This window comes from Arcicella sp. LKC2W, assembly GCF_034931005.1.
Taxonomy (GTDB): Bacteria; Bacteroidota; Bacteroidia; order Cytophagales; family Spirosomataceae; genus Arcicella.
The window spans coordinates 1-21723 of sequence record NZ_JAYGIN010000034.1 but is presented as its reverse complement, the minus strand read 5'-3'; the positions used below and the strand labels follow the sequence as shown (position 1 = coordinate 21723).

Below are 21723 nucleotides of genomic sequence, written 5' to 3'. Positions count from 1 at the left end.
CAATACTTACATTAATTATGAATTTAGGACTAAAAGAAAAAGTAATTGTCGTTTCAGGAGGTGCAAAAGGCATTGGCGAAGGCATTTCGGGTGTTTTAGCAACGGAAGGTGCTTACGTTGCCATTGTTGGTAGAAACGAAGCTGACAATTTAAAAGCCATTGAAAAAATACAAGCGGCTGGTGGTCAAGCATGGTCGTTTGTAGCGGAATTATCAGACCCAAATGAATGTGCAAAAGCCATTTCGGAAGTAGTAGAAAAATTTGGAAGAATTGACGGTTTAGTCAACAACGCAGGTGTCAATGATGGTGTTGGTTTGGAAAATGGCAATTACGAAAAATTTGTACAATCATTGCATAGCAACCTCATTCATTATTATTTATTGGCTCATCATGCTTTGCCATATTTGAAAGAATCGAGAGGTGCAATTGTAAATATTGGGTCAAAAACTGCCGAAACGGGTCAAGGTGGGACATCTGCTTATGCAGCTTCAAACGGTGGTAGAAATGCCCTAACTCGTGAATGGGCAGTTGAATTACTCCAATATGGCATTCGTGTAAATGCTGTAATTGTGGCAGAATGTTACACACCATTGTACGACCGCTGGATAAAAACGTTACCAAACCCAGAAGAGACATTGGCTAAAATTACCGATAAAATCCCGTTGGGAAAACGCATGACAACCTCTGAGGAAATTGCCAACATGGTAGTTTTCTTGATGTCAAAACGCTCAAGCCACACTACTGGACAAATCATTTATGTGGATGGAGGTTATACCCATCTCGACCGAGCATTATTGTAGAAAAAAAACTGAGTATTACTAAAACATAACCTTGTTTGATTCGTTCGGGCAAGGTTATTTTATTAGTTTAGAGTATAAAATCTATCAAAAAATGACAAATAATTCCTTTCAAAATCAAGTAGCAATCGTCACAGGTGCTGGAATCGGTATTGGCTTTGAAGTCGCTCGGCAATTATCTTCTTTGGGGGCAAAAGTAGTTTTAAATGATATTGATGACGATTTAGCAAAAATTGCCAGCCAAAAAATCATTGAACAAGGCGGTATTTGTGAAGCTTTTGGCGGAGATATTTGTGAAATAAATGTAATTAATGGAATTATTGCTTTTACCGTTAAAAAATTTGGTCGATTAGATATTTTAATTGCCAATGCGGGCATTACCACTTTCGGCAATTTCTTGGAATATCAACCAGAATCTATGCAAAAACTCTTACAGGTGAATTTATTTGGTACATTTTTCTTAACGCAAGCTGCCACCAAACAAATGGTTTTGCAAGGCAATGGAGGTAGTATTTTGTTAACATCGTCCGTAACTGCCCACCAAGCTCACGAAAATTTAGCCGCTTATGGCATGACCAAAGCAGGAATTGAGCAATTAGCCAAAAATTTAGTAATCGACCTCTCTCCTCATCAAATCAATATTAACACCATTGCACCAGGGGCAACTTTAACTGAAAGAACCCTCCAAGATTCTGAATATATCTCCACATGGTCACGTATTACCCCCACAGGCAGGCCATCAACCGTACAGGATATTGCTAACGCTGCCGTATTTTTGGTATCCCCTTTCTCCAGACAAATTACTGGGCAAAGTTTGGTCATTGACGGCGGTTGGACTTCGGTGGGCGTTTCACCTTATTAATAGTCGATTTTCGATGTTTGTTTATCGATACTCTGAAAAAAAAATGTCACGCTTAAATCGAATAATTCGTCAGTAAAAAATCAAGGGTACAACCTTTTAAACATAATATTACTATTTAACAATCCATGAACATGAAATCCCCTATTTGCAGAATTTCAATTCTTGCGATTTCATCTGCTTTAACGATTACCAACATTGCCATTGCTCAGAAAAAAGCTCCTGTGGTAAAGCCTGTGGTAGTTCGTGAAGACCCTAAAACGGTACTTTCAAAAGCAAAAGAAATTCGTGATAAAACCGCCATCAAAGTTGCTGATGGTTTACAAGTAAGCCTTTGGGCTTCCGATTCTCTCGCTCCAGACCCTGTTGCGATGTCAATTGATGACTGGGGAAAAATTTATTTAATCAGAACCAACCGTCAGAAAAATTCTGAATTTGATATTCGTGGACATCGTGACTGGATGACTGAATCTATCAGTTTCAAAACGGTAGAGGATAGACGTGCCTTTTTAAGAAAAACGTTTTCGGCTGACAAAAGTGATAAAAACGGTTGGTTGAAAGACTTAAATGAAGATGGCGTTCATGATTGGAAAGACTTAAAAGTTGAAAAAGACGAAGTTTGGAGAATTGAAGATAAAAATAACGATGGCGTTGCAGAAACTTCTACGAGAGTTTTAAATGATTTTAACGAAGAAATTTCTGACGTTGCGGGCGGTATTTTAGTCCGTAAAAAAGATGCTTTTATCGGCATTGCTCCAGATGTTTGGCGTTTGAAAGATACCAATGGTGATGGCGTTTATGACCAAAAAAAGTCTATTAGTCACGGTTATGGCGTGCATATTGGTTTTGGTGGACACGGAATGTCGGGCTTAATTGAAGGTCCAGACGGTAGAATTTATTGGAATATCGGTGACATTGGGGCAAATATTACCACTGCCGATGGAAAGAAATTTGAACATCCTAACTCAGGAATTATTGCTCGGTCAAATCCAGATGGAAGTGATTTTGAAATCTTTGCTTCAGGTTTACGAAATACCCACGAATTTGTTTTTGATGATTACGGAAACTTAATTTCATCTGATAATGACGGTGATTACCCTGGAGAAAGTGAGCGTTTAGTTCACGTAGTTCAAGGTTCCGATGCAGGATGGCGTTCAAACTGGCAATACGGTAAATACACCGACCCAAAGAATAACAAATATAATGTTTGGATGAATGAAAAGCTTTTCAAACCACGTTGGGAAGGTCAGGCAGCGTATATCATTCCGCCATTGATGAATTATCATAATGGCCCAACAGGAATGGTTTATAATCCAGGAACGGCTTTGGGAGCAGAATGGAAAAACAAATTCTTCTTGGTGGAATTCGTTGGAACACCTACACGCTCACATATTTGGTCGTTCGGTTTAAAACCAAACGGTGCAACCTTTGAATTAGATGGTGAAAAAGACATCGTTAGCGGTATTTTACCAACGGGAATCAGATTTGGACCAGATGGAGCTTTATATGCTGCCGACTGGATAAATGGTTGGGACGCAAAGAATTATGGTAGAGTTTGGAAAATCGACGTTACAAAAGATAAAAATGATTTAGATGCTATCAGAACTGAAACCAAAAGATTAATTCAGTTGGATTATGCTAAACAAACAACCGATTTGTTATATACTTTGCTTGGCAATGTAGATATGCGTATTCGTCAGAAAGCTCAATTTGAATTGGTTGAAAGAGGTGCCATAGGTTTAGTAGTTTTGAAAAAAGCCATTACTCAAACAGAAAACCAATTAGCAAGAATTCATGGTATTTGGGGTGTTGGACAAATGGCTCGTACCAATAAAACAGTTGCTCCAATTTTGATTGGTTTATTGAATGATAAGGACTCCGAAATTATTGCTCAAGCCGCAAAAATGATTGGGGATGCCAAAATTACAGGGGCAGGTTCAACATTAATTACGCTTCTGAAAAACGATAATCCAAGAGTAAAATTCTTTAGTGCAGAGGCATTAGGAAAAACGGCTCAACAAGATGCCGTTCAGCCTTTGATTGAAATGCTTTCGTCAAATAATGATACCGATTTGTATTTGAGACACGCAGGGGTTTTGGCTTTATCGAAAATTGGAAAAGTTGAGCCAATGTTGGCATTAGCCAATAACTCAAGCAAGGCTTTGAGAACGGCAGCTGTTTTGGTATTGAGAAGATTAGGCAATCCTAATATCACTACATTCTTGAAAGACCAAGATGAATATATTGTTACAGAAGCCGCTCGTGGCATTAATGATGATTTGTCTATTTCGGCAGCATTACCTGCTTTGGCATCTGTATTAAATGAAAAAAGATTTACGGCTGAGCCACTTTTACGAAGAGCTATCAATGCAGCATTGAGAGTAGGCGGTGAGAAAGAATTAGATGCTTTGATTGCTTTTTCAACCAGAACAGATATTGACGACAATATTAAATCTGAAGCAATTGCCACATTAGGAACTTGGGTAAATCCGTCTGAAACTGACAGAGTTGACGGGCGTTATCGTGGCATTATCAAACGTGATGTGGCTTTGGTGAAAGCTAAAATCAAACCTCATGTTAGTAATTTCTTGAAAGAAACAAATCCAGAAACAATCATTGCAATGGCTGGTTTAATTTCAGAATTGAACATGACAGAAGCGACAGAACAATTAGCAAAAATATATGCAGAAAGTTCAAATGATAAAGTTAAAGTAGCAATACTTCCTGCCCTTAATCAATTGAAATACAAAGGAATGGAAGAAGTTATCAAAAGTGGAATGGACGACAAAACGGAAACCGTAAGAACAACTTCTATTGGACTTTTGAATAATAATAATGTTTCTAAAGAGAGTTTGCCTGTTTTGGTAAGTACCATTTTTACCAAAGGTGGCATTAAAGAACAGCAACAACTTTTGACGGTTTTGGGTAAAATGGAAGCCGACAAAACAAAAGTAATTTTGTCTGATTTGATTGAGCAATTGAAAAACAATAAAATTTCACCAAGTCTTTCTTTAGAATTAAAAGAAACAGTTGATGCTTCTGGAATTGAAGAATTAAAAGCAAAAATTGCAGGTTTGAAAAAAGCTGATTCATTCTTGGGTGAATATGCTGAATCATTACACGGTGGCAATAGACAAGAAGGCAAAAACATTTTCAATTACAATAGCACCGCACAATGTGTTCGTTGTCATACCGTCGGCAGTAGCGAAGGTGGTTCTGTTGGTCCTTCATTAACCAAAATCGGAAGCACTTTGACAAGAGAGCAGATTTTACAAGCACTCGTTGAACCAAGTGCGAGACTTTCGCCAGGTTATGGAAGTGTTATTTTAACACTTGTGGATGGACAAGAAGTAAATGGAACATTAGCTAAAGAAACCGCAACGGAATTAACCATTACTACTTCCGATGCTGAACCATTAGTTGTTCCAGTTGGGAGAATCAAGAAAAGAGAAAACGTAGCATCTGGTATGCCTCCAATGGGAAGTTTACTTTCTAAAAGAGAAATTAGAGACGTAGTAGAATATTTGAGTACATTACAATAAAACAGCAATTTCAGTTACAAAAAACGTCGATAAGCTTAATGTTTATCGACGTTTTTTTTGTTGGTAATGGTAGTGGCGAATGGCATTCGCCAAGTTCAATTTGAGCGTTGGCGAATACTATTCGCCACTACCATCTGATTACCTTTTTCCCGTAAAAAAAGTATAAGTTCCAATAGCGTAATATTGAAGCGTTGAACCATGCGTACCACCTTCGCTTGTAAAAAGATTCACTTTCCCTCCTTTTGCTTTCATGGCTTTTTCAGCAGTAACAGAATTGGAATAAAAAACCTGTTGGTCTGCATCACCATGATATAATTGTGTTTCTGTTTTGGGAGCCCAATCAAACACGTCATTGTCTTTTACTGCATTCAAAAATGGAGTATCAGTTCCGTCATTGACTGCTTTTTTGAAAGACTCATTTATTGCTAAATTAAAACTAATATTGACATTAGCATTGTTTCCATTCGCTTGAATATCAGTAGCATAAGGCTCTTTAAAATAGGTATTCATCATCCGATTTAAACCATAAACTCGGTTATACGTTTGAGTAACCCAAATATACAATTGATTGTATTCTGGAATGGCATGGGTTGTAGTGTTATACAAATCTTTCATGAACTGAGATTTATTGTAAGCCCCTGCACCACAAGAAGATGCGACTAAATTAAACTCCGTTGGAAATTGTTCTTCTATCTTTTTTTGCAAAGACATTGTGGCAAAACCACCTTGAGAATAACCCGTAATCATCAGTTTTTTATTCCAATTTATCTTTTCATTTGCCAAAAACTCAGATGCAGCTCTAATCATATCCAAACTCGCTTGTGCTAAGCTTTCACGGTGTTCGTAAGGGTGTTGAATACTTTTTGACACGCCATAACCAATGTAATCTGGACAAGCAATAATGTACCCATTTGAGCCAAAAATCGACGCAATCGAATATGCTTCGCTACTTGGTTGATAATTTGACGGTGCTTGAGTATCGGTTCTGATTGTTCCGTGTTGTTGGCTAATCATCGGCAATGCCTCCGTAGCTGATGGAATAATTAACGCACCAGAGGCTTGAATCTCTGTTCCATCAATATTCTTCGTTTTGTAGATGATTTTGTAAGCCTTGATGTTGTATTTCAACAAAGAATTTACAAAAATAGTCACGGCTGGACTACTTAAACCTCCGCCTAACCCATCTGCACGAGACTGTAATGCACTTTTTGAATATTCTCCAATCAAGGAACTGCTCACCAAATATTTATTCGCTTGAGGAGTTGGGTCGGAAGTTGATGAATTTCCGCACCCATTCAGAAGAAAAAATAATACAGGAAGAATAAGGTAATAAATTTTGAATCTGTTATGAGTTGATGTCATTTTTGTTATATTTTGGTACTTGTGTTTAACGATATTTTTACAAAATTTGTACATTTTAACATGAATAATTAAAGTGAACTTTCACAAAAATAAGGTATTAAAATGACTATTCTTGAAGCCTCCAAAAAACATTTACCTCAAATATTACGTCTATACGCAGAAGTTTTAGACAAAGGAGAAGTCCTCACGGCTGATGATGCAGCAATAATCTTCGATAAAATATCAAGCTATCCTAACTATAAAATTTATGTGGTTGAAATTGATAATCAAGTAGTTGGCACGTTTGCCTTACTAATTATGGACAATCTTGCTCATCTTGGCACGCCTTCGGGTATTGTTGAAGATGTTGTCGTTTCTGAAAAGTTTCAAGGAAATAGTATTGGAAAAAAAATGATGACTTTTGCCATTGAAAAATGTCGCCAATTGGGTTGTTATAAAATGGTACTATCCAGCAATTTGAAACGAGTAGAAGCTCATCAATTTTATGAGAATTTAGGTTTTGAAAAACATGGTTTTAGTTATCGAATCAATTTATAAAATTGATAGCGAGTAAAAAATATTTTATTATTTCTTTCAATAATTATAAATACAGGATACTATTTATTGTTTAAAAATCTATATTTACGACATGATGCAATCGGTTTAAATCAACCAAAAACAATCCGACAATTATATGAGTTCAGAAAAAAATGATTCTATTTCAAGAAGGAAATTTCTTGATTTAAGTTCAAAAGGGATTTTGGGAAGTGCCGCCATTATTAGCGGATTTCCAACTATTTTACCAGCATCCGTTTTTGGTAAAAACGCACCAAGCAATCGAATAAATATCGGTGCAATTGGTGTTGGGAGAATCTCTCGTGGACATGATATGCCTGGAGTTTGGAAATATGACAATGCCCAAATTACGGCAGTTTGCGATTTGGATAGTAATCGGGTTACGGCAGCTCAAAACTTAGTAAATGAATATTACACCAAGAAAACAGGCAAAGATTTCAAAGGGGTAAAAGGCTATGACCATTATCAAGATTTATTGGCAAACAAAGATATTGATGCCGTTTTGGTAAGTACGCCCGACCACTGGCACGCTCCAATCGTGATTCATGCAGTTGGTGCAGGCAAAGACGTTTATATGCAAAAACCCGCTTCCTTAACAATTGCTGAAGGAAGAATGATGTCAGATGCCGTAAAAGCATCAGGGAGAATTGTACAAGTGGGTAGCCAACAACGTTCAGCATATCAATTTAGATATGCCGCAGAATTAGTACGAAACGGTAGAATTGGCAAGCTTCAACGGGTATATGTTGGCTTACCTGGCGACCCCTCTGGTGATGAAGAACCACAAATGCCAATTCCTAAAAATCTCAATTACGATATGTGGTTAGGCACTACGCCAGACGTTTATTATACCGAAAAACGGGTGCATCCTCATGCAGGTTTTGACCGCCCAGGTTGGTTGCGTTGTGAGCAATTCGGTGCAGGAATGATAACGGGTTGGGGAGCCCATCACATAGATTCTGCTCACTGGGCAATGAATACCGAATATACAGGCCCCGTTGAAATTTGGGGAAAAGCAGATTTCCCGAAAAGTGGCTTATGGAATGTTCATGGAATTTTCAGAACGGAAGCCATGTACGAAAATGGTGTACAAATGACGGTGAGCAATGAAATTCCAAATGGAATTCGTTTTGAAGGAACGGAGGGTTGGATTTTTGTTTCTCGTGGTGATTCAGCCGTTACCACCAGTGACCCAATCGCTAAACAAAATGCAGCGAAGAAATTAGATGCCAGCGACCCGAAATTATTAACATCGGTGATTGGACCAAACGAAATTCATTTGCGCGAAAGTAACGACCATCATGGCAATTGGCTTGACAGTATCGTTACCCGACGAGAACCCCTCGCTCCTGCCGAAATCGGTCATCGTTCATGTTCTGCCTGTTTATTGCATCATGCTGCCATGAAATTGAACCGCAAACTTTATTGGAATCCGAAAACAGAAAGGTTCAAAAATGATGAAGAAGCCAACAAATTATTAGCTCGTGAACAAAGAGCTCCGTATGCTATCAAATTAGCAAAACCTTCAAAGAAAAAGTAATATTTTCATTCCAACATAATGACACAATTTTCAATTAAAATGACTTTGGGATTATCCATACTTTCAACAGTTGGATATTCCCAAACCTCAAAAGACTTTAAGTTAATTACGCTCGACCCTGGTCATTTTCATGCGGCTTTGGTACAAAAAAGTATGTATCCAGAAGTTAGTCCGCTGGTACACGTGTATGCTCCTACGGGTGCGGATGTTAATTTTCATTTAGACAGAATTAATTCTTATAATAATCGAAAAGAACAACCAACCAATTGGCAAGAAAAAGTATATACAGATAGCGATTATTTTCAAAAAATGTTAGCTGAAAAAGCTGGAAACATTGTAGTAATTGCAGGAAATAATCGAATAAAGTCTGATTATCTTGAAAAATCTGTCAACGCAGGTTTTAATGTTTTAGCAGATAAACCTATGATTATCAATGGGAAAGACTTTGAAAAACTGAAAAAGACTTTTGCCAATGCTACGAAAAAGAAGGTTTTATTGTACGATATTATGACCGAACGTTATGAAATCAGTACGATGCTACAAAAGGAATTTTCGATGATTTCAGCCGTATTTGGAAAACTTGAAAAAGGTACTTTGGAAAACCCTGCCGTAACCAAAGAAAGCGTTCATCATTTCTATAAATATGTGTCTGGAAGTGTCTTAACTCGTCCATCATGGTTTATGGATGTCAATCAGCAAGGCGAAGGAATTGTAGATGTCACAACCCATTTAGTTGATTTAATTCAGTGGGAGTGCTTCCCAAATCAAATCATTGATTATCAGAAAGATATTAAAATAAATGAAGCTCATCATTGGACAACTGATATGACTTTAAGTCAATTTAAAACCATCACAAAGACACAAACTTTCCCCGATTATTTAAAGAAAGATGTGGTAAATGATACTTTATTAAAGGTGTTTTCAAACGGAGAAATTAATTATCAATTGAAAGGCGTTCATGCAAAAGCATCGGTAATTTGGGCGTTTAAAGCTCCCGAAGGTGGTGGCGATACGCATTATTCAATTATGCGGGGTACAAAAGCAAACTTGATAATTCGTCAAGGAAAAGAGCAAAATTATAAGCCAACATTGTACATTGAGCCTATTATAAACTCCCAACAATATGAAAATGAGTTAATGCAAAGTTTAAAACTCATCCAAGCCAAATTTCAAGGCATAGCATTAAAGAAAAATGCCAAAGGTTGGGAAGTAGAAATCCCCGAAAAATACAAAGAGGGTCACGAAGCACATTTTGGCAGAGTTACCGAAAAGTATTTCGAATATCTCAAAAAAGGCAAATTACCATCATGGGAAGTACCAAACATGATTGCCAAATATTATACAACAACTCAAGCCCTAAAAATGGCTCAAAAAGGTAAAAAACAACATGGAAAATAATCGTCGTAATTTCTTAAAAAATAGCTTAACAGGTGCAGCAGGTATTGTACTTTCACCAAGTATTATTCAAGATATTTCTGCCAAAACAAGTCAGATTGAAGTACCTGCTTTTCTCAAAAATATTGCCCCAAGAATTAAATTTTCAGTGATTGGCATTAATCATAGTCATATTTATGGAATGGTTGAAGCGGTTACTCGTGGTGGTGGCGAATTAGTGGCGGTTTACGCTAAAGAAGCTGATTTATTAGCAAACTTTGTCAAAAAATATCCACAAGTAAAACAGGCAAAAGACGAAAAGGAAATTTTAGAAGACAATTCAATACAATTGATTTTAACGTCTGGAATAGCGAGCGAAAGAGCCAAATTAGGAATTAGAGCAATGAAAAATGGTAAGGATTTCTTATCAGATAAACCAGGTATTACCACACTCGAAGATTTAGCAGAAGTTAGAAAAGTACAAAAAGCAACCAAACGGATTTATTCAATTATGTTTAGCGAGCGTTTTGAAAATAAAGCGACTGTCAAAGCAGGTGAATTGGTAAAATCTGGGGCTATTGGAAAAGTTGTCCAAACGATTGGCATGGGGCCTCATAAAATGAACACCAAAAGTCGTCCTGATTGGTTTTTTGATAAGAATAAATTTGGTGGAATCATCACGGATATTGGTTCGCACCAATGCGACCAGTTTTTGTTTTTTACAGGCTCAACTTCTGCGGAGGTTGTTTCCTCACAAATTGGGAATGTGAATCACCCAGAATTTCCACTTTTTGAAGATTTTGGTGATTTAATGTTGAGAGGAGATAAAGGAACTGGTTATATTCGGGTGGATTGGTTTACGCCAGACGGACTCAAAACTTGGGGAGACGGCAGATTAACTATCTTAGGGACAGAAGGTTACATTGAAATTCGCAAAAATATCGACATCGCCAATCGTGATACAGGCAATAATTTATACTTGGTAAATAACAAAGAAACCAAATTTATTGATTGTAATGCTGAAATACTACCTTTCGGGGGACAATTGGTTGATGATATTGTAAACAGAACCGAAACGGCAATGTCGCAAGACCATTGTTTTTTAGCAACAGAACTATCGCTGAAAGCTCAAAAATTTGCTAAAAAATTAGCGTTAAAGTAAGAATAAATGTCAGCCTAATATTCCTCTTTAAAATGCGAAAAACCAACTTTTAGGAGCTGGTTTTTCGCATTTTAAAGCACAAAATTTATCGGAATTATCTACTATTTGTCGCAAGACAAAATTAGACCACGGATAAAACAGATTTACACTGATTTTCTTTAAATTTATACATGTAAATCCGTTGAATCAGTACAATCTGTGGTCTAATTTTATTCTGCGACAAATTGTAGATAGTTCCGAAATTTATTTATAAGCGTCAATGGTTTGTATTGTTCCGTCAGGATTGTATTTCAATTCTGTAACTTTTACATTTCGTAAATGAGTTTGACCAGACAATTGAACATCATGGTAAAACAAATACCACTTCCCTCCTTTTTGGATAATGGAATGGTGGCTCGTCCAGCCTTGTACAGGTTTTAGCACCACTCCTTTATAGGTAAAAGGGCCATAAGGATTGTCAGCAATGGCGTAACAAATATTATGAGTGTCGCCCGTAGAATAAGAAAAATAATATTTCCCTCTGTACTTATGCACCCAAGCAGCTTCAAAAAATCGTTTATCGTTATCGGATTCTTTGAACACGTTGCCCTTTTCATCGACAATTTTAATTTCCTTAACCTCCTCCGAAAACTCTTTCATATTCGCTGACAACTTGGCTATTCTTGGTAAATGAGCAAGTTCATTTTTCTTTGCCATTTCAGCATTTTCAAGATATTGATTGTCTTTCCATCGTTGCAATTGTCCTCCAGAAATTCCTCCAAAATACAAATAATAGCTATCATCGCTATCTTTAAAAACGGCGGGGTCAATACTATAACTTCCTTTAATTGGGGTAGCTTCTGCTTTGAAAGGTCCAATAGGTTTTTTACTACTTGCCACACCAATTCTAAAAATATCGTCCTTATCTTTTACAGGAAAATACAAATAATATATACCCTTTTTTGCGGTGGCATCAGGAGCCCAAAGTTGTCGTTTTGCCCAAGGAATATCTTTAATTGACAGAGCAACGCCATTATCTTTCACTTTTCCACCAATGTTATCCATTGACAAAATCCGAAAATCCTTCATATCAAAATGATTTCCATCTGCATCAGCTTTCACCCCTGATTCTATGTCATGTGAAGGATAAATATAGATTTTACCATTAAAAACATGAGCAGAAGGGTCAGCAGTATAAATATGAGAAACTAAAGGCTGAGAAATTGGCTTTTTTTCTACATTTTGAGCATCTATTGTGTTGGATAACGACGCTAATACCGCAAAAACTGATAAATGACGATTCTTCATGAATAAATTTTATTTTTGTAAATGATTGAAACAAGGAACCTACTTCGTTATTTCCCCAAAATAAATTTCGGGGCTACAAAATTTCCCGAGCCTATGCCTCTTTTGAGGACAAATTATAAAGTATCAAAGTAGAGATAAGTACAATGACAAATTAAGAATCACGATTATCAATGGTTTCTTGGATTTCAAAAAAGTGTTTTATTTTGCCCTATTACTTACTTCGGTTATCCCTCTTAGAATCCAATTGAATTTCCACCATCAACAGGTAACGAAGCTCCTGTAATGTAACCCGCACCTTCAGAAGCCAAGAAAACGGCTGCCCAACCAATATCGGCAGGTTTACCAAATTTTGCCATTGGTGTACGGTTCAAAGCTCTATTCATACGGTCAGGGTCGCTACCCATAGCGGTTTTCATCATGCTTGTTTCGATAAAACCTGGGGCAATAGCATTGATTCTAACATTGAATTTTGAAAACTCCGAAGCCAATACTTTTACCATTCCTTCTACGCCCGATTTTGAAGCTGCATAAGCAACCACACGGTCAATTCCGTAATAAGCCGCCATTGATGAAATCATGATGATAGAACCACTTTGGCGAGCAACCATTCCTTTGGCAACAGCACGAGTCAAAGCAAAAACTGCACTAAGGTTTGTATGAATAATTTTGCTAAAATCCTCATCAGTTACCTCTAATGCAGGTTTTTTCATGTTAATACCTGCATTATTCACCAAAATATCAATAGTTCCAAATCGGCTTTCAATTTCGGCAACTAAACCTTCTAATTTTTCTAATTCGGTAACATCATTCACTACATAATGAGCATTTTTGCCCAATTTATCGATTGCTTCTTTCAAAGCAAATTCTCTTCTTCCTGTGATAACAACGGTAGCCCCCGAAGCCACCATACATTCTGCGATATCGTAACCAATACCGCTTCCTCCGCCTGTAATTAGAGCAATTTTTCCTTTCAAAGAGAAAATATTAGCAAAAATTGAGTTATTATTTTCTATTGAATCTATGTTATTTACAATGTTGTCCATGTTTATTTTTAATATTTTAATAACTTATTTCAATTGGTAAATTTCTACGATTTTTTTCATTTCTTCCAAAGTTCTCTCTGGCTTAATGAATGGAACAGGAATGGGTTGTTTTGAATGTGTTTGAAAATACAAAACACAGGCATCTCGCCAATTTAAAGCTTCTCGATGTTGTGCAGACAAACGTCCTTTTACATCTTCAAAAACTTCTTCATCAACATTTCCTTTTACTTTCGACCAATCATTTTGAAGTTTTTCAACCTCAGAAACTCCTGAATAATAACGAGTACATAATTCGTCCCAAAGAGTTTTACCTGTCGATAATTTTTGATTCCAAGAAACATGATGAAACCAAAGTAAATATCTCAAATCGCAGGTTTGAGGGTTATTCCATTGATTTTGAACTTCTTTGGCATACAGTCCCAGAGCATTACTTCCATTGGCAGTACGGTCAAAGCCAATCCCCAATGAATCAGCACGGTGATAATAAATAGCTGTCCAGTCAGGTCTGGCACTTTTTTCCAACCAAGGTTCCATGCCAAAATGAATTCCTTGTCCCATGATGTGATGCAAGCCTAATGGATTAGTAAAATTCACATACGTTTCTCTTGACGACAAAAGGATATTTTTAATAATTTTCTGCGAATTTACATCCTTCGTTAAGGTCATTTTTGTCCATTCCTCCGCAATTTGTTCCGAAGAAATCTCGTGATTCCAAGCCAAACGTCCGTAACCATACCAATTTGCTTGCGACATAAAATGCCCCGTCCAATTTCTATCTGAACCAGTATTGGCAACCCCAGCAATTGCCGTTATTGGATAATTATGAACCGAACCATCCACGACTTTTGCCACCGTCGAACCTTTTCCATTTACATAAGTATCTGATTCTAAGACTTCTTTAAAGAGTGATGGTAAAAAAACAAGATTTGTAGAGAAGCCTATATATTCTTGTGTAATTTGAAATTCCATCGCCAAAGGAGTTTTTGGCATCGCCCCAAAAAGCGGATGAAATGGCTCACGTGGCATAAAATCAATAGGGCCATTTTTTACTTGAACAATTACATTCTTTGCAAATTGACCATCCAAAGGTTTAAATTCATTAAAAGCCTCTTTATATCTATCTCCTTTTGGATTTGGGCCGTACACAAATGCACGCCAAATAACTAAACCGTTAAAAGGTTTTACGGCTTCTGCCAACATATTGGCACCGTCGGCGTGCGTTCTACCAAATTCCTGCGGGCCAGGTTCACCTTCCGAATTTGCTTTAACTAAAAAGCCACCAAAATCTGGAATAAAGCTATACACTTCCTTTGCTTTTTCATTCCACCACTGCTTAACTTCTGGTTCGAGTGGGTCAGAATTTTTAAGTTTTCCTAAAATCTTAGGAGATGCAAAATTTATAGACAAAAAAACTTGAATACCATAAGGACGAAATACATCTGCTAAGGCTTTTACTTTCGCTAAATATTCTTTCGTCAAAAATCTCGCACTGGCATTTACATTGTTCAAAACCACCGCATTAATCCCAATTGAAGCATTAGCACGAGCATATTCAATGTATCGTGGGTCAATATTTTCGGGTAATTCGTACCATTTCCAAAGCGAAGAACCTGCATATCCACGTTCAATTGTTCCCAAAACATTATCCCAATGATTCAACATTCGTAGTTGAATTTTAGGTGAACTTGAAAAATTAATGTTTGAAATTGTATTTTCCGTTTGAATTTGTCGCAATAATTCAAAAGAACCATACAAAATTCCTTTATCGTCTTGGGCAGAAATAACGATATTTCCATTTTTCGCCTCTATTCTGAAACCTTCTTTTGGTATAGAATTATCTCTCTGAAAAATGATTCCACCCGACGTTTTTATAGTTTTGGAAAAAGTAACGCCTAATAGCCCCGATAAACCTTTTTTAAGTTCGTTTTCGGCTGTTTGTATGATGGGCGTTGTTGGAAATTGATTCTTAATAAAACCACTAAAACGCTTATATTCAGCAACTTTGTTACTATTTTTCAACAAATCATATTTCAACCAAAGCCGATAACCGTCATCTGCTTTAGCTTGAAATAGTATAACTGTTAAAAATAAAATGATTCCTTTATTGAGTATCGTCTTCATTATTTGGGTATTTAGTGTTTTCATTTTGATGGTTCTTCTAAACTGCGGATAATTCCTAATGCTAAACCTCTCAATTCCGCTAATCCTTTCAAGCGACCGATGGCAGAATATCCAGGATAAGTTTTGCGGTTCGCCTCTCGTTCCTGCAAATCATCCAGCATTTGGTGTCCGTGGTCGGGTCGCATTGGAATATTGAATATCGGTTCTCCACTTTGTTTTCGTCTTTTTTCTTCTAAAACTAATGCTTTGATAACGGCATACATATCAACGTCGCCAGTCAAGTGGTCTGCTTCATGAAAATTGAGTGGATTATCTTCTCTTGTTGTGCTTCGGAGATGTATAAAATGAATTCTATTGCCAAATCGTCGGATTATTTGGGGCAAATCATTATCCTCTCTAACACCCAAAGAACCTGTACAGAAAGTAATCCCATTGGCAGGATGATGATAGGCTTGCATCAACTGAGCTAAATCGTTTTCGGTACTTACCACTCTCGGCAAACCCAACAAAGGCTTCGGTGGGTCATCAGGGTGAATACATAGATTTATGCCCAATTCCTCCGCAATTGGGGCAATTTGTTGAATAAAATAATAAAGGTTTTGCCTTAATTCGGCATCTCCAATATGCTTATAATTATCTAAAAGTCCTTGAAATTTATCTAATTCAAAAGCTTCTTCTGACCCTGGCAAACCCAATAATGCCGTATTTTTTAAGGTATTAATTTCTTCTTGAGACATCGACTCAAATTTCTTTTTTGCCGATTCTTGTACCTCAGTGGTATAATCATTGACCGCATTGGGTCTTTTGAGAATATGTAAATCAAAAATGGCAAAATCTTCCCACACAAAACGCAAAGCCAAAGAGCCATCAGGCATTTGGTAGTTTAGGTTAGTTCTTGACCAATCTAAAACAGGCATGAAATTGTAACAAACTGTTCTGATACCACATTGAGCCAAATTTCTAAGTGATTCTTGGTAATTTGAAATGTATTTTTCACGGCTTGGCAAACCTTTTTTAATATCTTCGTGTACAGGTAAACTTTCAACTACGTCCCATGTTAAAGGTGTAAATTGCTCATTTTCAGCTTGAATAATATTTATTCTTTCTAAAATATCATTCACTTGCCAAACTTCACCGACAGGAATTTGATGCAAAGCACTTACCACACCTGTGCAACCTGCCTGTCGAATATCCATCAGTGAAACGGGGTCATTTGGACCAAACCAACGCATTGTTTCTATCATAATCTTTCACATTTAGTATTAGCAATACAGACTTTAAGCCGTATTACTATAAAAGCAAAAATATCTCTTTTTATAATTATATTTATTTTGAATGTAAATATCAACCTACTTTTCAGCTTTTGCAACCGATTGCATGAAATAAGGTCAATATTTTATCCAAATATTTCATGGTAACTTTTACAAAATAGAATGAACATAAGAAAAGAAGGGGAATTCGATTATTTATCTTAAATTTGATTTTGAACCTGTTTCAGAAAAAACAAATTTTACCATTTTTAGGCAATTAATTTTATACGTATGAGTAAAGAAATCACCATTTATGACATTGCCATTTCCTTAAATATTTCTCCAGCAACTGTAAGTCGAGCATTAAATAATCATGATGCCATCAGTTCAAATACGAAGGCATTAATTAATGCCAAAGCGGAAGAATTGGGCTATCGTTCCAATAAATTTGCCAGCAATTTACGGAAACAAAAAACGAATACAATCGGTGTAATTGTACCAAGATTAAACAGTACCTTGATGTCAACCATATTGGCAGGCATGGAGAAAGTGGCGAATGAAGCGGGCTATAATCTTTTAATTACACAATCTTTAGAGTCTTTCAAAAAAGAAATTTCTAATGTAAAAACCATGTTTAATAGCAGAGTGGACGGTTTAATGGTTTCAGTTTCTTACGATACCGAAGGCTACGAACACTTTAAATCTTTTATTGATAAAAAAATTCCCCTTATTTTCTTCGACCGTACTCTGGATAAATCTGAATGTCTCAACATCGTCATTGATAATATTAAAGGCGGTTATGATGCTACAAAACATCTGCTGGAACAAGGTTGTAAGAATATTATTCATGTGACAGGAAATTTAAAACGGAATGTTTATGCCGACCGTCTGAAAGGCTACAAACAAGCCCTTGAAGAGTTTGAAATGCCTTTTAAAGAGGAGAATGTATTTGTCACAGATTTGACAACTGAGGCAGGAAGAACAGTTGTCAAAGCAATAAAAGAATCTCAAGAAATCATTGATGGAATCTTTGTAACGAATGATTTTTGTGCGGTAACTTGTATGGGCGAACTCAAAAAATTAGGGTATTCTATCCCGAATGATATTGCAATAGTTGGTTTTAATAATGACCCTCTAACTGAAATCATCACACCTTCACTCTCTACAGTTTATTATCCTGGAAAAGAAATGGGTGAAATTGCAGCCAAAAGTATGATAAATCACTTGAATGGATTAATGGATATTGGACACACTAATTATATTGTACTCAAATCGGAATTGATTATTAGGGATTCATCTGAAAGAAAAGTTTGAAAAACTATTTTAAATTTAGTAAAATGCCAACTATCCATTAATCAGATAGTTGGCATTTTATTTAGGCAATTTTTACCACTTGTTGAGCTTTTTCTTTATTGTAATCTACAAATAAATTTATCCAAACAAGTCGAGCAAGACGGAAAAAAATGGGTAATAAAACCACCATTCCAAGCACTACTCCACCCAATACATAATATATTTCAAAATCGAATATCCCGACAAAACCTACAAAACACGTTACCATAAAAGCCACCATAAATGTGTAACTAATGTACATTGAACCTGTAAAATAACCAGGTTCTTTTTCATATCTTTCCCCACAAGAAGGGCATTTTTCGTGCATTTTATCAAATTTTTTCAAATCATAAGCACTACTGACTTGAAAAAAATCACCTTCATGGCAAACGGGACATTTATTATTAAAAATGCTATAAAATTTCGATTCTTTGTACATATCATTATTGAGTTTGATGTACAGATAAAACATCTATTTTATGTCAAAGATTCGGTATTTTTTAACGTTGATATGGTACAATTTACTTATTTTATGAAATTATGAACGAGCAATTACTCTAAATTGGTCTGGCGTTTGACCTGTATCATTCTTAAAAACACGAATAAAATACGAACAATCATGATAACCCAAAGCAAAAGCCATTTCGCAAACCGATAATGTAGTGTGAATTAATAGACGTTTGGCTTCCAAAACAATCCGTTTTCTAATCAATTCTCCTGCCGACTTTCCTGTTGTTTTGTTACAAATAGCATTCAAATAATTGGGCGTAATGTTCAATAAATCAGCATAATCTTTCACAGATTTTAACTTGACAAAATGCTTTTCTATCATTTTTTCAAAACTTCTAATTTTTGAAATATTCAAATCAGAACTACTTCCTTGGTACAAAGGTTTGTAAGCTCTCAATGAATAAAGCAATAAAGATTTCAACTTAACTTTGATAAGTTGCTGATAATGAGCATTTTTCTGTTGAAATTCTAATAATATTTCTTCAAAAATAGCTTGAATTATTTGTGATTCATTTTTATTGAAAACAACAACAGGTAAATCATTATCGCTATTATTAAAGAACGGCAACGTTTGAAGTAATAAAGATTTCTCATCAACTTCGTAAAACTCCTTCTTGAAAAAAAGCGTAAAACCTTTTATATTTTGCAGTTCCCATTCATGCACTTGGCAATCATCCATAAAAAATAACTGATTGGGCTGAATTCCATATTGCTTAAAATCTATGTCATGTGTTCCGCTTCCTTCGGTAATAAAAATAAGATTATAGAAATCGTGCCGATGTGGGAATTTTAAATTATTGGGATTTAAAATATGAATTTCCAATCTCCGAATATCAAAATCCATTGCCACTAACTCAGCACAACGATTAATCTCTTCAATGGAATAACTCGGTATTTTTTTGCTCATGATTTGGAGGAAAGAATTGTACTTTACTTTCCAAAAATACAAGCAAAATAGATTTTATTCCCACATTTCAACTCATAAGTAAGAATAACAAATTAATTAATAATATTAAATATTGTCATCATGACGTAGGGGCGTATCGCATACGCCCAAAAAGTCGAGATGTGGGCGTATGCGATACGCCCCTACACAATATCAATTTATTTATTCCAAATACTTAATTTCAATTTTCTTAAAACTACAAAACAAGAAATTCTGCTCAGTATTGAAGGGCGTGACATGATTTTCTTGAAAACACTTAATTTTACTAAAACTTTCGGACAATTTACTTTCAAGTTCACGTTCGGAATATTGCTTTATTTCAAGTCCACTACACTTGGTTGGTCCATTTTCAGAGAAAGTCCCAATCGTCATAAAACTTGAAACGGCTTGACTGGCGGTTTCTACATAATTCTTAATTTCTTCGGTTGTTGTCAAAAAATGAAAGGCAGCTCTATCATGCCAAACATCATATTTTTCATTTGGCTTAAAATCATTGATGTCTGAAACTATCCACGAAATTTTATCGGCGTTTTCACCCAAACGATTTTTAGCACGTTCCAAAGCATTCGCCGAAATATCCAAAACGGAAATATCCTCAAACCCTTCCTCTAATAAATAATCAACCAATTTGCTATCTCCTCCACCAATATCAATTATTTTGGCAGTTTTGGGTAATTGATAGCTTTTAATTAAATCAATTGATGTGGTTGGTACGTCTTGCGTCCAACTAACTTCATGGGATTGTTTTGTGGTAAAAACAGTTTCCCAATGAGCTTTTAATGAATTTTCCATAATTAATGAGGGAGTTTATCTCTAAAATATCCGTAAGTCCAAGTTCCTGCTAAAGCACTTAAAAAAGTAATAAAAACCACAAAGAATCCACTTCCGATTTGTGCGAACAATGGGCCAGGACAAGCTCCAGTGATTGCCCAACCGAGTCCAAAAATTAATCCTCCATAAATCTGACCTTTATTAAAAGTCTTATCATGAAATATTACCTTCTCTCCAGTCAACGTTTTGATATTCAATTTCTTAATCAAGAAAACCGAAATTATCCCTACTATTACCGCCGTGCCAATGACACCGTACATAAAGAAGGATTGTAACCGAAACATTTCTTGGATTCTAAACCATGAAATGATTTCTGCTTTTACAAAGACAATTCCGAACAACATTCCCACAAAGGCATATTTAAGATTTGACCACAAACTTTCCTTTTTGATTTGTTCGTTGGGAGCTTCACATTCAAGTGGATGTTCTATTTGTATATTTTTCATGTTAAAACAATTTAAAAATTAATGGTAAAAGAAGATTTGTCATTACAAAACCGCCAATCATGAAACAACAAGTAGCAATAATTGATGGAATTTGCAAATTTGAAATACCCATAATGGCATGACCCGAAGTACATCCGCCTGCATAACGAGTACCAAAACCAACCATAAAACCGCCAATTACAAAGAAAATCAAGCCTTTTAATGTAAAAATATTCTCTACGCTAAATAAATCTTGGGGCATTAAGTGACTAAAATCTGTAATGCCAAGTGCTTTTAAGTCTGCTATTGTGGCAGGATTAACAACAATTTCATCTGGATTCGACAAGAAATTAGTAGCGACAAAACCACCAATTAACACACCAAAAACAAAAAAAAGATTCCATGCTTCTTTCTTCCAATCGTATTTAAAAAATGGAATGTTGGCAGGTAAACAAGCCGCACAAATGTGTCTGAGACTTGATGAAATACCAAATGATTTATTACCAATGAGTAATAATGTGGGGACGGTAAGCCCAATGAGGACTCCCGCAAAAGCCCAATGCCAAGGTTGGCGAATTAATTCTAACATTTTTAGTGGGGATTTTTAATTGGTTATTGGTTATTGGTTATTGGTTATTGGTTAATTGGTTATTGGTTAATTGGTTAATTGTGTCCCGTCCTAAAATAGGTTGACTTTTTTGATTATTTGTAAACTTAGAAAAGTCCAAGTTGTTGTCCAAATTTTTGTTTGTTAATTGTTCTTTCATCGACGTAAATATTCATTTTA

At 35.9% G+C, this 21723-nt stretch carries 18 protein-coding genes; 8 read left to right on the top strand and 10 right to left on the bottom strand.

Annotation, left to right across the window (positions count from 1 at the left end; genetic code table 11):
- Nucleotides 1-17: 17 nt before the first annotated feature.
- From VB796_RS21915 to VB796_RS21905, 3 genes are all read left to right on the top strand, one after another.
- Nucleotides 18-800 carry an SDR family oxidoreductase gene (locus VB796_RS21915; protein ID WP_323348732.1) on the top strand — a complete coding sequence of 261 codons (783 nt, stop codon included), beginning with the start codon at nucleotides 18-20 and terminating at the stop codon, nucleotides 798-800.
- Between the two features lie 91 nt (nucleotides 801-891).
- Nucleotides 892-1659, top strand: coding sequence for an SDR family oxidoreductase (locus VB796_RS21910; RefSeq protein WP_323348731.1), 768 nt, complete (start codon nucleotides 892-894; stop codon nucleotides 1657-1659).
- Nucleotides 1660-1790: 131 nt separating this feature from the next.
- A complete protein-coding gene (locus VB796_RS21905; RefSeq protein ID WP_323348730.1) occupies nucleotides 1791-5198 on the top strand; it encodes a HEAT repeat domain-containing protein in 3408 nt (1135 codons plus the stop codon).
- 138 nt (nucleotides 5199-5336) lie between these two features.
- Here the strand turns inward: VB796_RS21905 and VB796_RS21900 are convergent, their stop codons facing one another.
- A complete protein-coding gene (locus VB796_RS21900; protein ID WP_323348729.1) occupies nucleotides 5337-6560 on the bottom strand; it encodes an alpha/beta hydrolase family protein in 1224 nt (407 codons plus the stop codon).
- A 102-nt stretch (nucleotides 6561-6662) separates the two neighbouring features.
- On the opposite strand from VB796_RS21900, the gene VB796_RS21895 reads away from it, so the two are divergent.
- The 4 genes from VB796_RS21895 (at nucleotide 6663) to VB796_RS21880 (ending at nucleotide 11191) form a co-directional block, all read left to right on the top strand.
- Nucleotides 6663-7097 carry a GNAT family N-acetyltransferase gene (locus tag VB796_RS21895; RefSeq protein WP_323348728.1) on the top strand — a complete coding sequence of 145 codons (435 nt, stop codon included), beginning with the start codon at nucleotides 6663-6665 and terminating at the stop codon, nucleotides 7095-7097.
- A 136-nt stretch (nucleotides 7098-7233) separates the two neighbouring features.
- On the top strand, nucleotides 7234-8655 hold the full coding sequence (locus tag VB796_RS21890) for a Gfo/Idh/MocA family oxidoreductase (protein ID WP_323348727.1): 1422 nt from the start codon (nucleotides 7234-7236) through the stop codon (nucleotides 8653-8655).
- A gap of 39 nt (nucleotides 8656-8694) precedes the next feature.
- The gene (locus VB796_RS21885) at nucleotides 8695-10053 is read left to right on the top strand and encodes a putative oxidoreductase C-terminal domain-containing protein (protein ID WP_323348761.1); all 1359 of its coding nucleotides are present in this window, start codon (nucleotides 8695-8697) and stop codon (nucleotides 10051-10053) included.
- Nucleotides 10043-11191, top strand: a complete 1149-nt coding sequence (locus VB796_RS21880; protein WP_323348726.1) for a Gfo/Idh/MocA family oxidoreductase — start codon at nucleotides 10043-10045, stop codon at nucleotides 11189-11191. Before VB796_RS21885 ends, VB796_RS21880 begins: the two co-directional genes overlap by 11 nt.
- A gap of 243 nt (nucleotides 11192-11434) precedes the next feature.
- Here VB796_RS21880 and VB796_RS21875 read toward each other — a convergent pair whose 3' ends face one another.
- The 4 genes from VB796_RS21875 to uxuA all read right to left on the bottom strand — a co-directional run bounded on the left by VB796_RS21875 (nucleotide 11435) and on the right by uxuA (nucleotide 16886).
- Nucleotides 11435-12478 carry a glycoside hydrolase family 43 protein gene (locus VB796_RS21875; RefSeq protein WP_323348725.1) on the bottom strand — a complete coding sequence of 348 codons (1044 nt, stop codon included), beginning with the start codon at nucleotides 12476-12478 and terminating at the stop codon, nucleotides 11435-11437.
- 233 nt (nucleotides 12479-12711) lie between these two features.
- Nucleotides 12712-13521, bottom strand: a complete 810-nt coding sequence (locus VB796_RS21870; protein ID WP_323348724.1) for an SDR family oxidoreductase — start codon at nucleotides 13519-13521, stop codon at nucleotides 12712-12714.
- Between the two features lie 24 nt (nucleotides 13522-13545).
- On the bottom strand, nucleotides 13546-15642 hold the full coding sequence (locus tag VB796_RS21865; protein ID WP_323348723.1) for an alpha-glucuronidase family glycosyl hydrolase: 2097 nt from the start codon (nucleotides 15640-15642) through the stop codon (nucleotides 13546-13548).
- A 20-nt stretch (nucleotides 15643-15662) separates the two neighbouring features.
- A complete protein-coding gene (gene uxuA / locus VB796_RS21860; protein ID WP_323348722.1) occupies nucleotides 15663-16886 on the bottom strand; it encodes a mannonate dehydratase in 1224 nt (407 codons plus the stop codon).
- A 297-nt stretch (nucleotides 16887-17183) separates the two neighbouring features.
- Between uxuA and VB796_RS21855 the strand changes: the two genes are divergently transcribed.
- Nucleotides 17184-18206 (top strand): LacI family DNA-binding transcriptional regulator, encoded by a 1023-nt coding sequence (locus VB796_RS21855; RefSeq protein ID WP_323348721.1) that lies wholly within the window; start codon nucleotides 17184-17186, stop codon nucleotides 18204-18206.
- A gap of 61 nt (nucleotides 18207-18267) precedes the next feature.
- Here the strand turns inward: VB796_RS21855 and VB796_RS21850 are convergent, their stop codons facing one another.
- The 5 genes from VB796_RS21850 to VB796_RS21830 form a co-directional block, all read right to left on the bottom strand.
- A complete protein-coding gene (locus VB796_RS21850) occupies nucleotides 18268-18696 on the bottom strand; it encodes a DUF983 domain-containing protein (protein WP_323348720.1) in 429 nt (142 codons plus the stop codon).
- Nucleotides 18697-18762: 66 nt separating this feature from the next.
- Nucleotides 18763-19641 (bottom strand): AraC family transcriptional regulator, encoded by an 879-nt coding sequence (locus tag VB796_RS21845; RefSeq protein WP_323348719.1) that lies wholly within the window; start codon nucleotides 19639-19641, stop codon nucleotides 18763-18765.
- A 201-nt stretch (nucleotides 19642-19842) separates the two neighbouring features.
- Complete coding sequence (locus VB796_RS21840; RefSeq protein ID WP_323348718.1) at nucleotides 19843-20472, bottom strand: class I SAM-dependent methyltransferase; 630 nt, start codon at nucleotides 20470-20472, stop codon at nucleotides 19843-19845.
- Nucleotides 20473-20474: 2 nt separating this feature from the next.
- Nucleotides 20475-20957 carry a DUF6691 family protein gene (locus VB796_RS21835; protein ID WP_323348717.1) on the bottom strand — a complete coding sequence of 161 codons (483 nt, stop codon included), beginning with the start codon at nucleotides 20955-20957 and terminating at the stop codon, nucleotides 20475-20477.
- Between the two features lies 1 nt (nucleotide 20958).
- Nucleotides 20959-21525, bottom strand: a complete 567-nt coding sequence (locus tag VB796_RS21830; protein ID WP_323348716.1) for a YeeE/YedE family protein — start codon at nucleotides 21523-21525, stop codon at nucleotides 20959-20961.
- Nucleotides 21526-21723 lie beyond the last annotated feature (198 nt).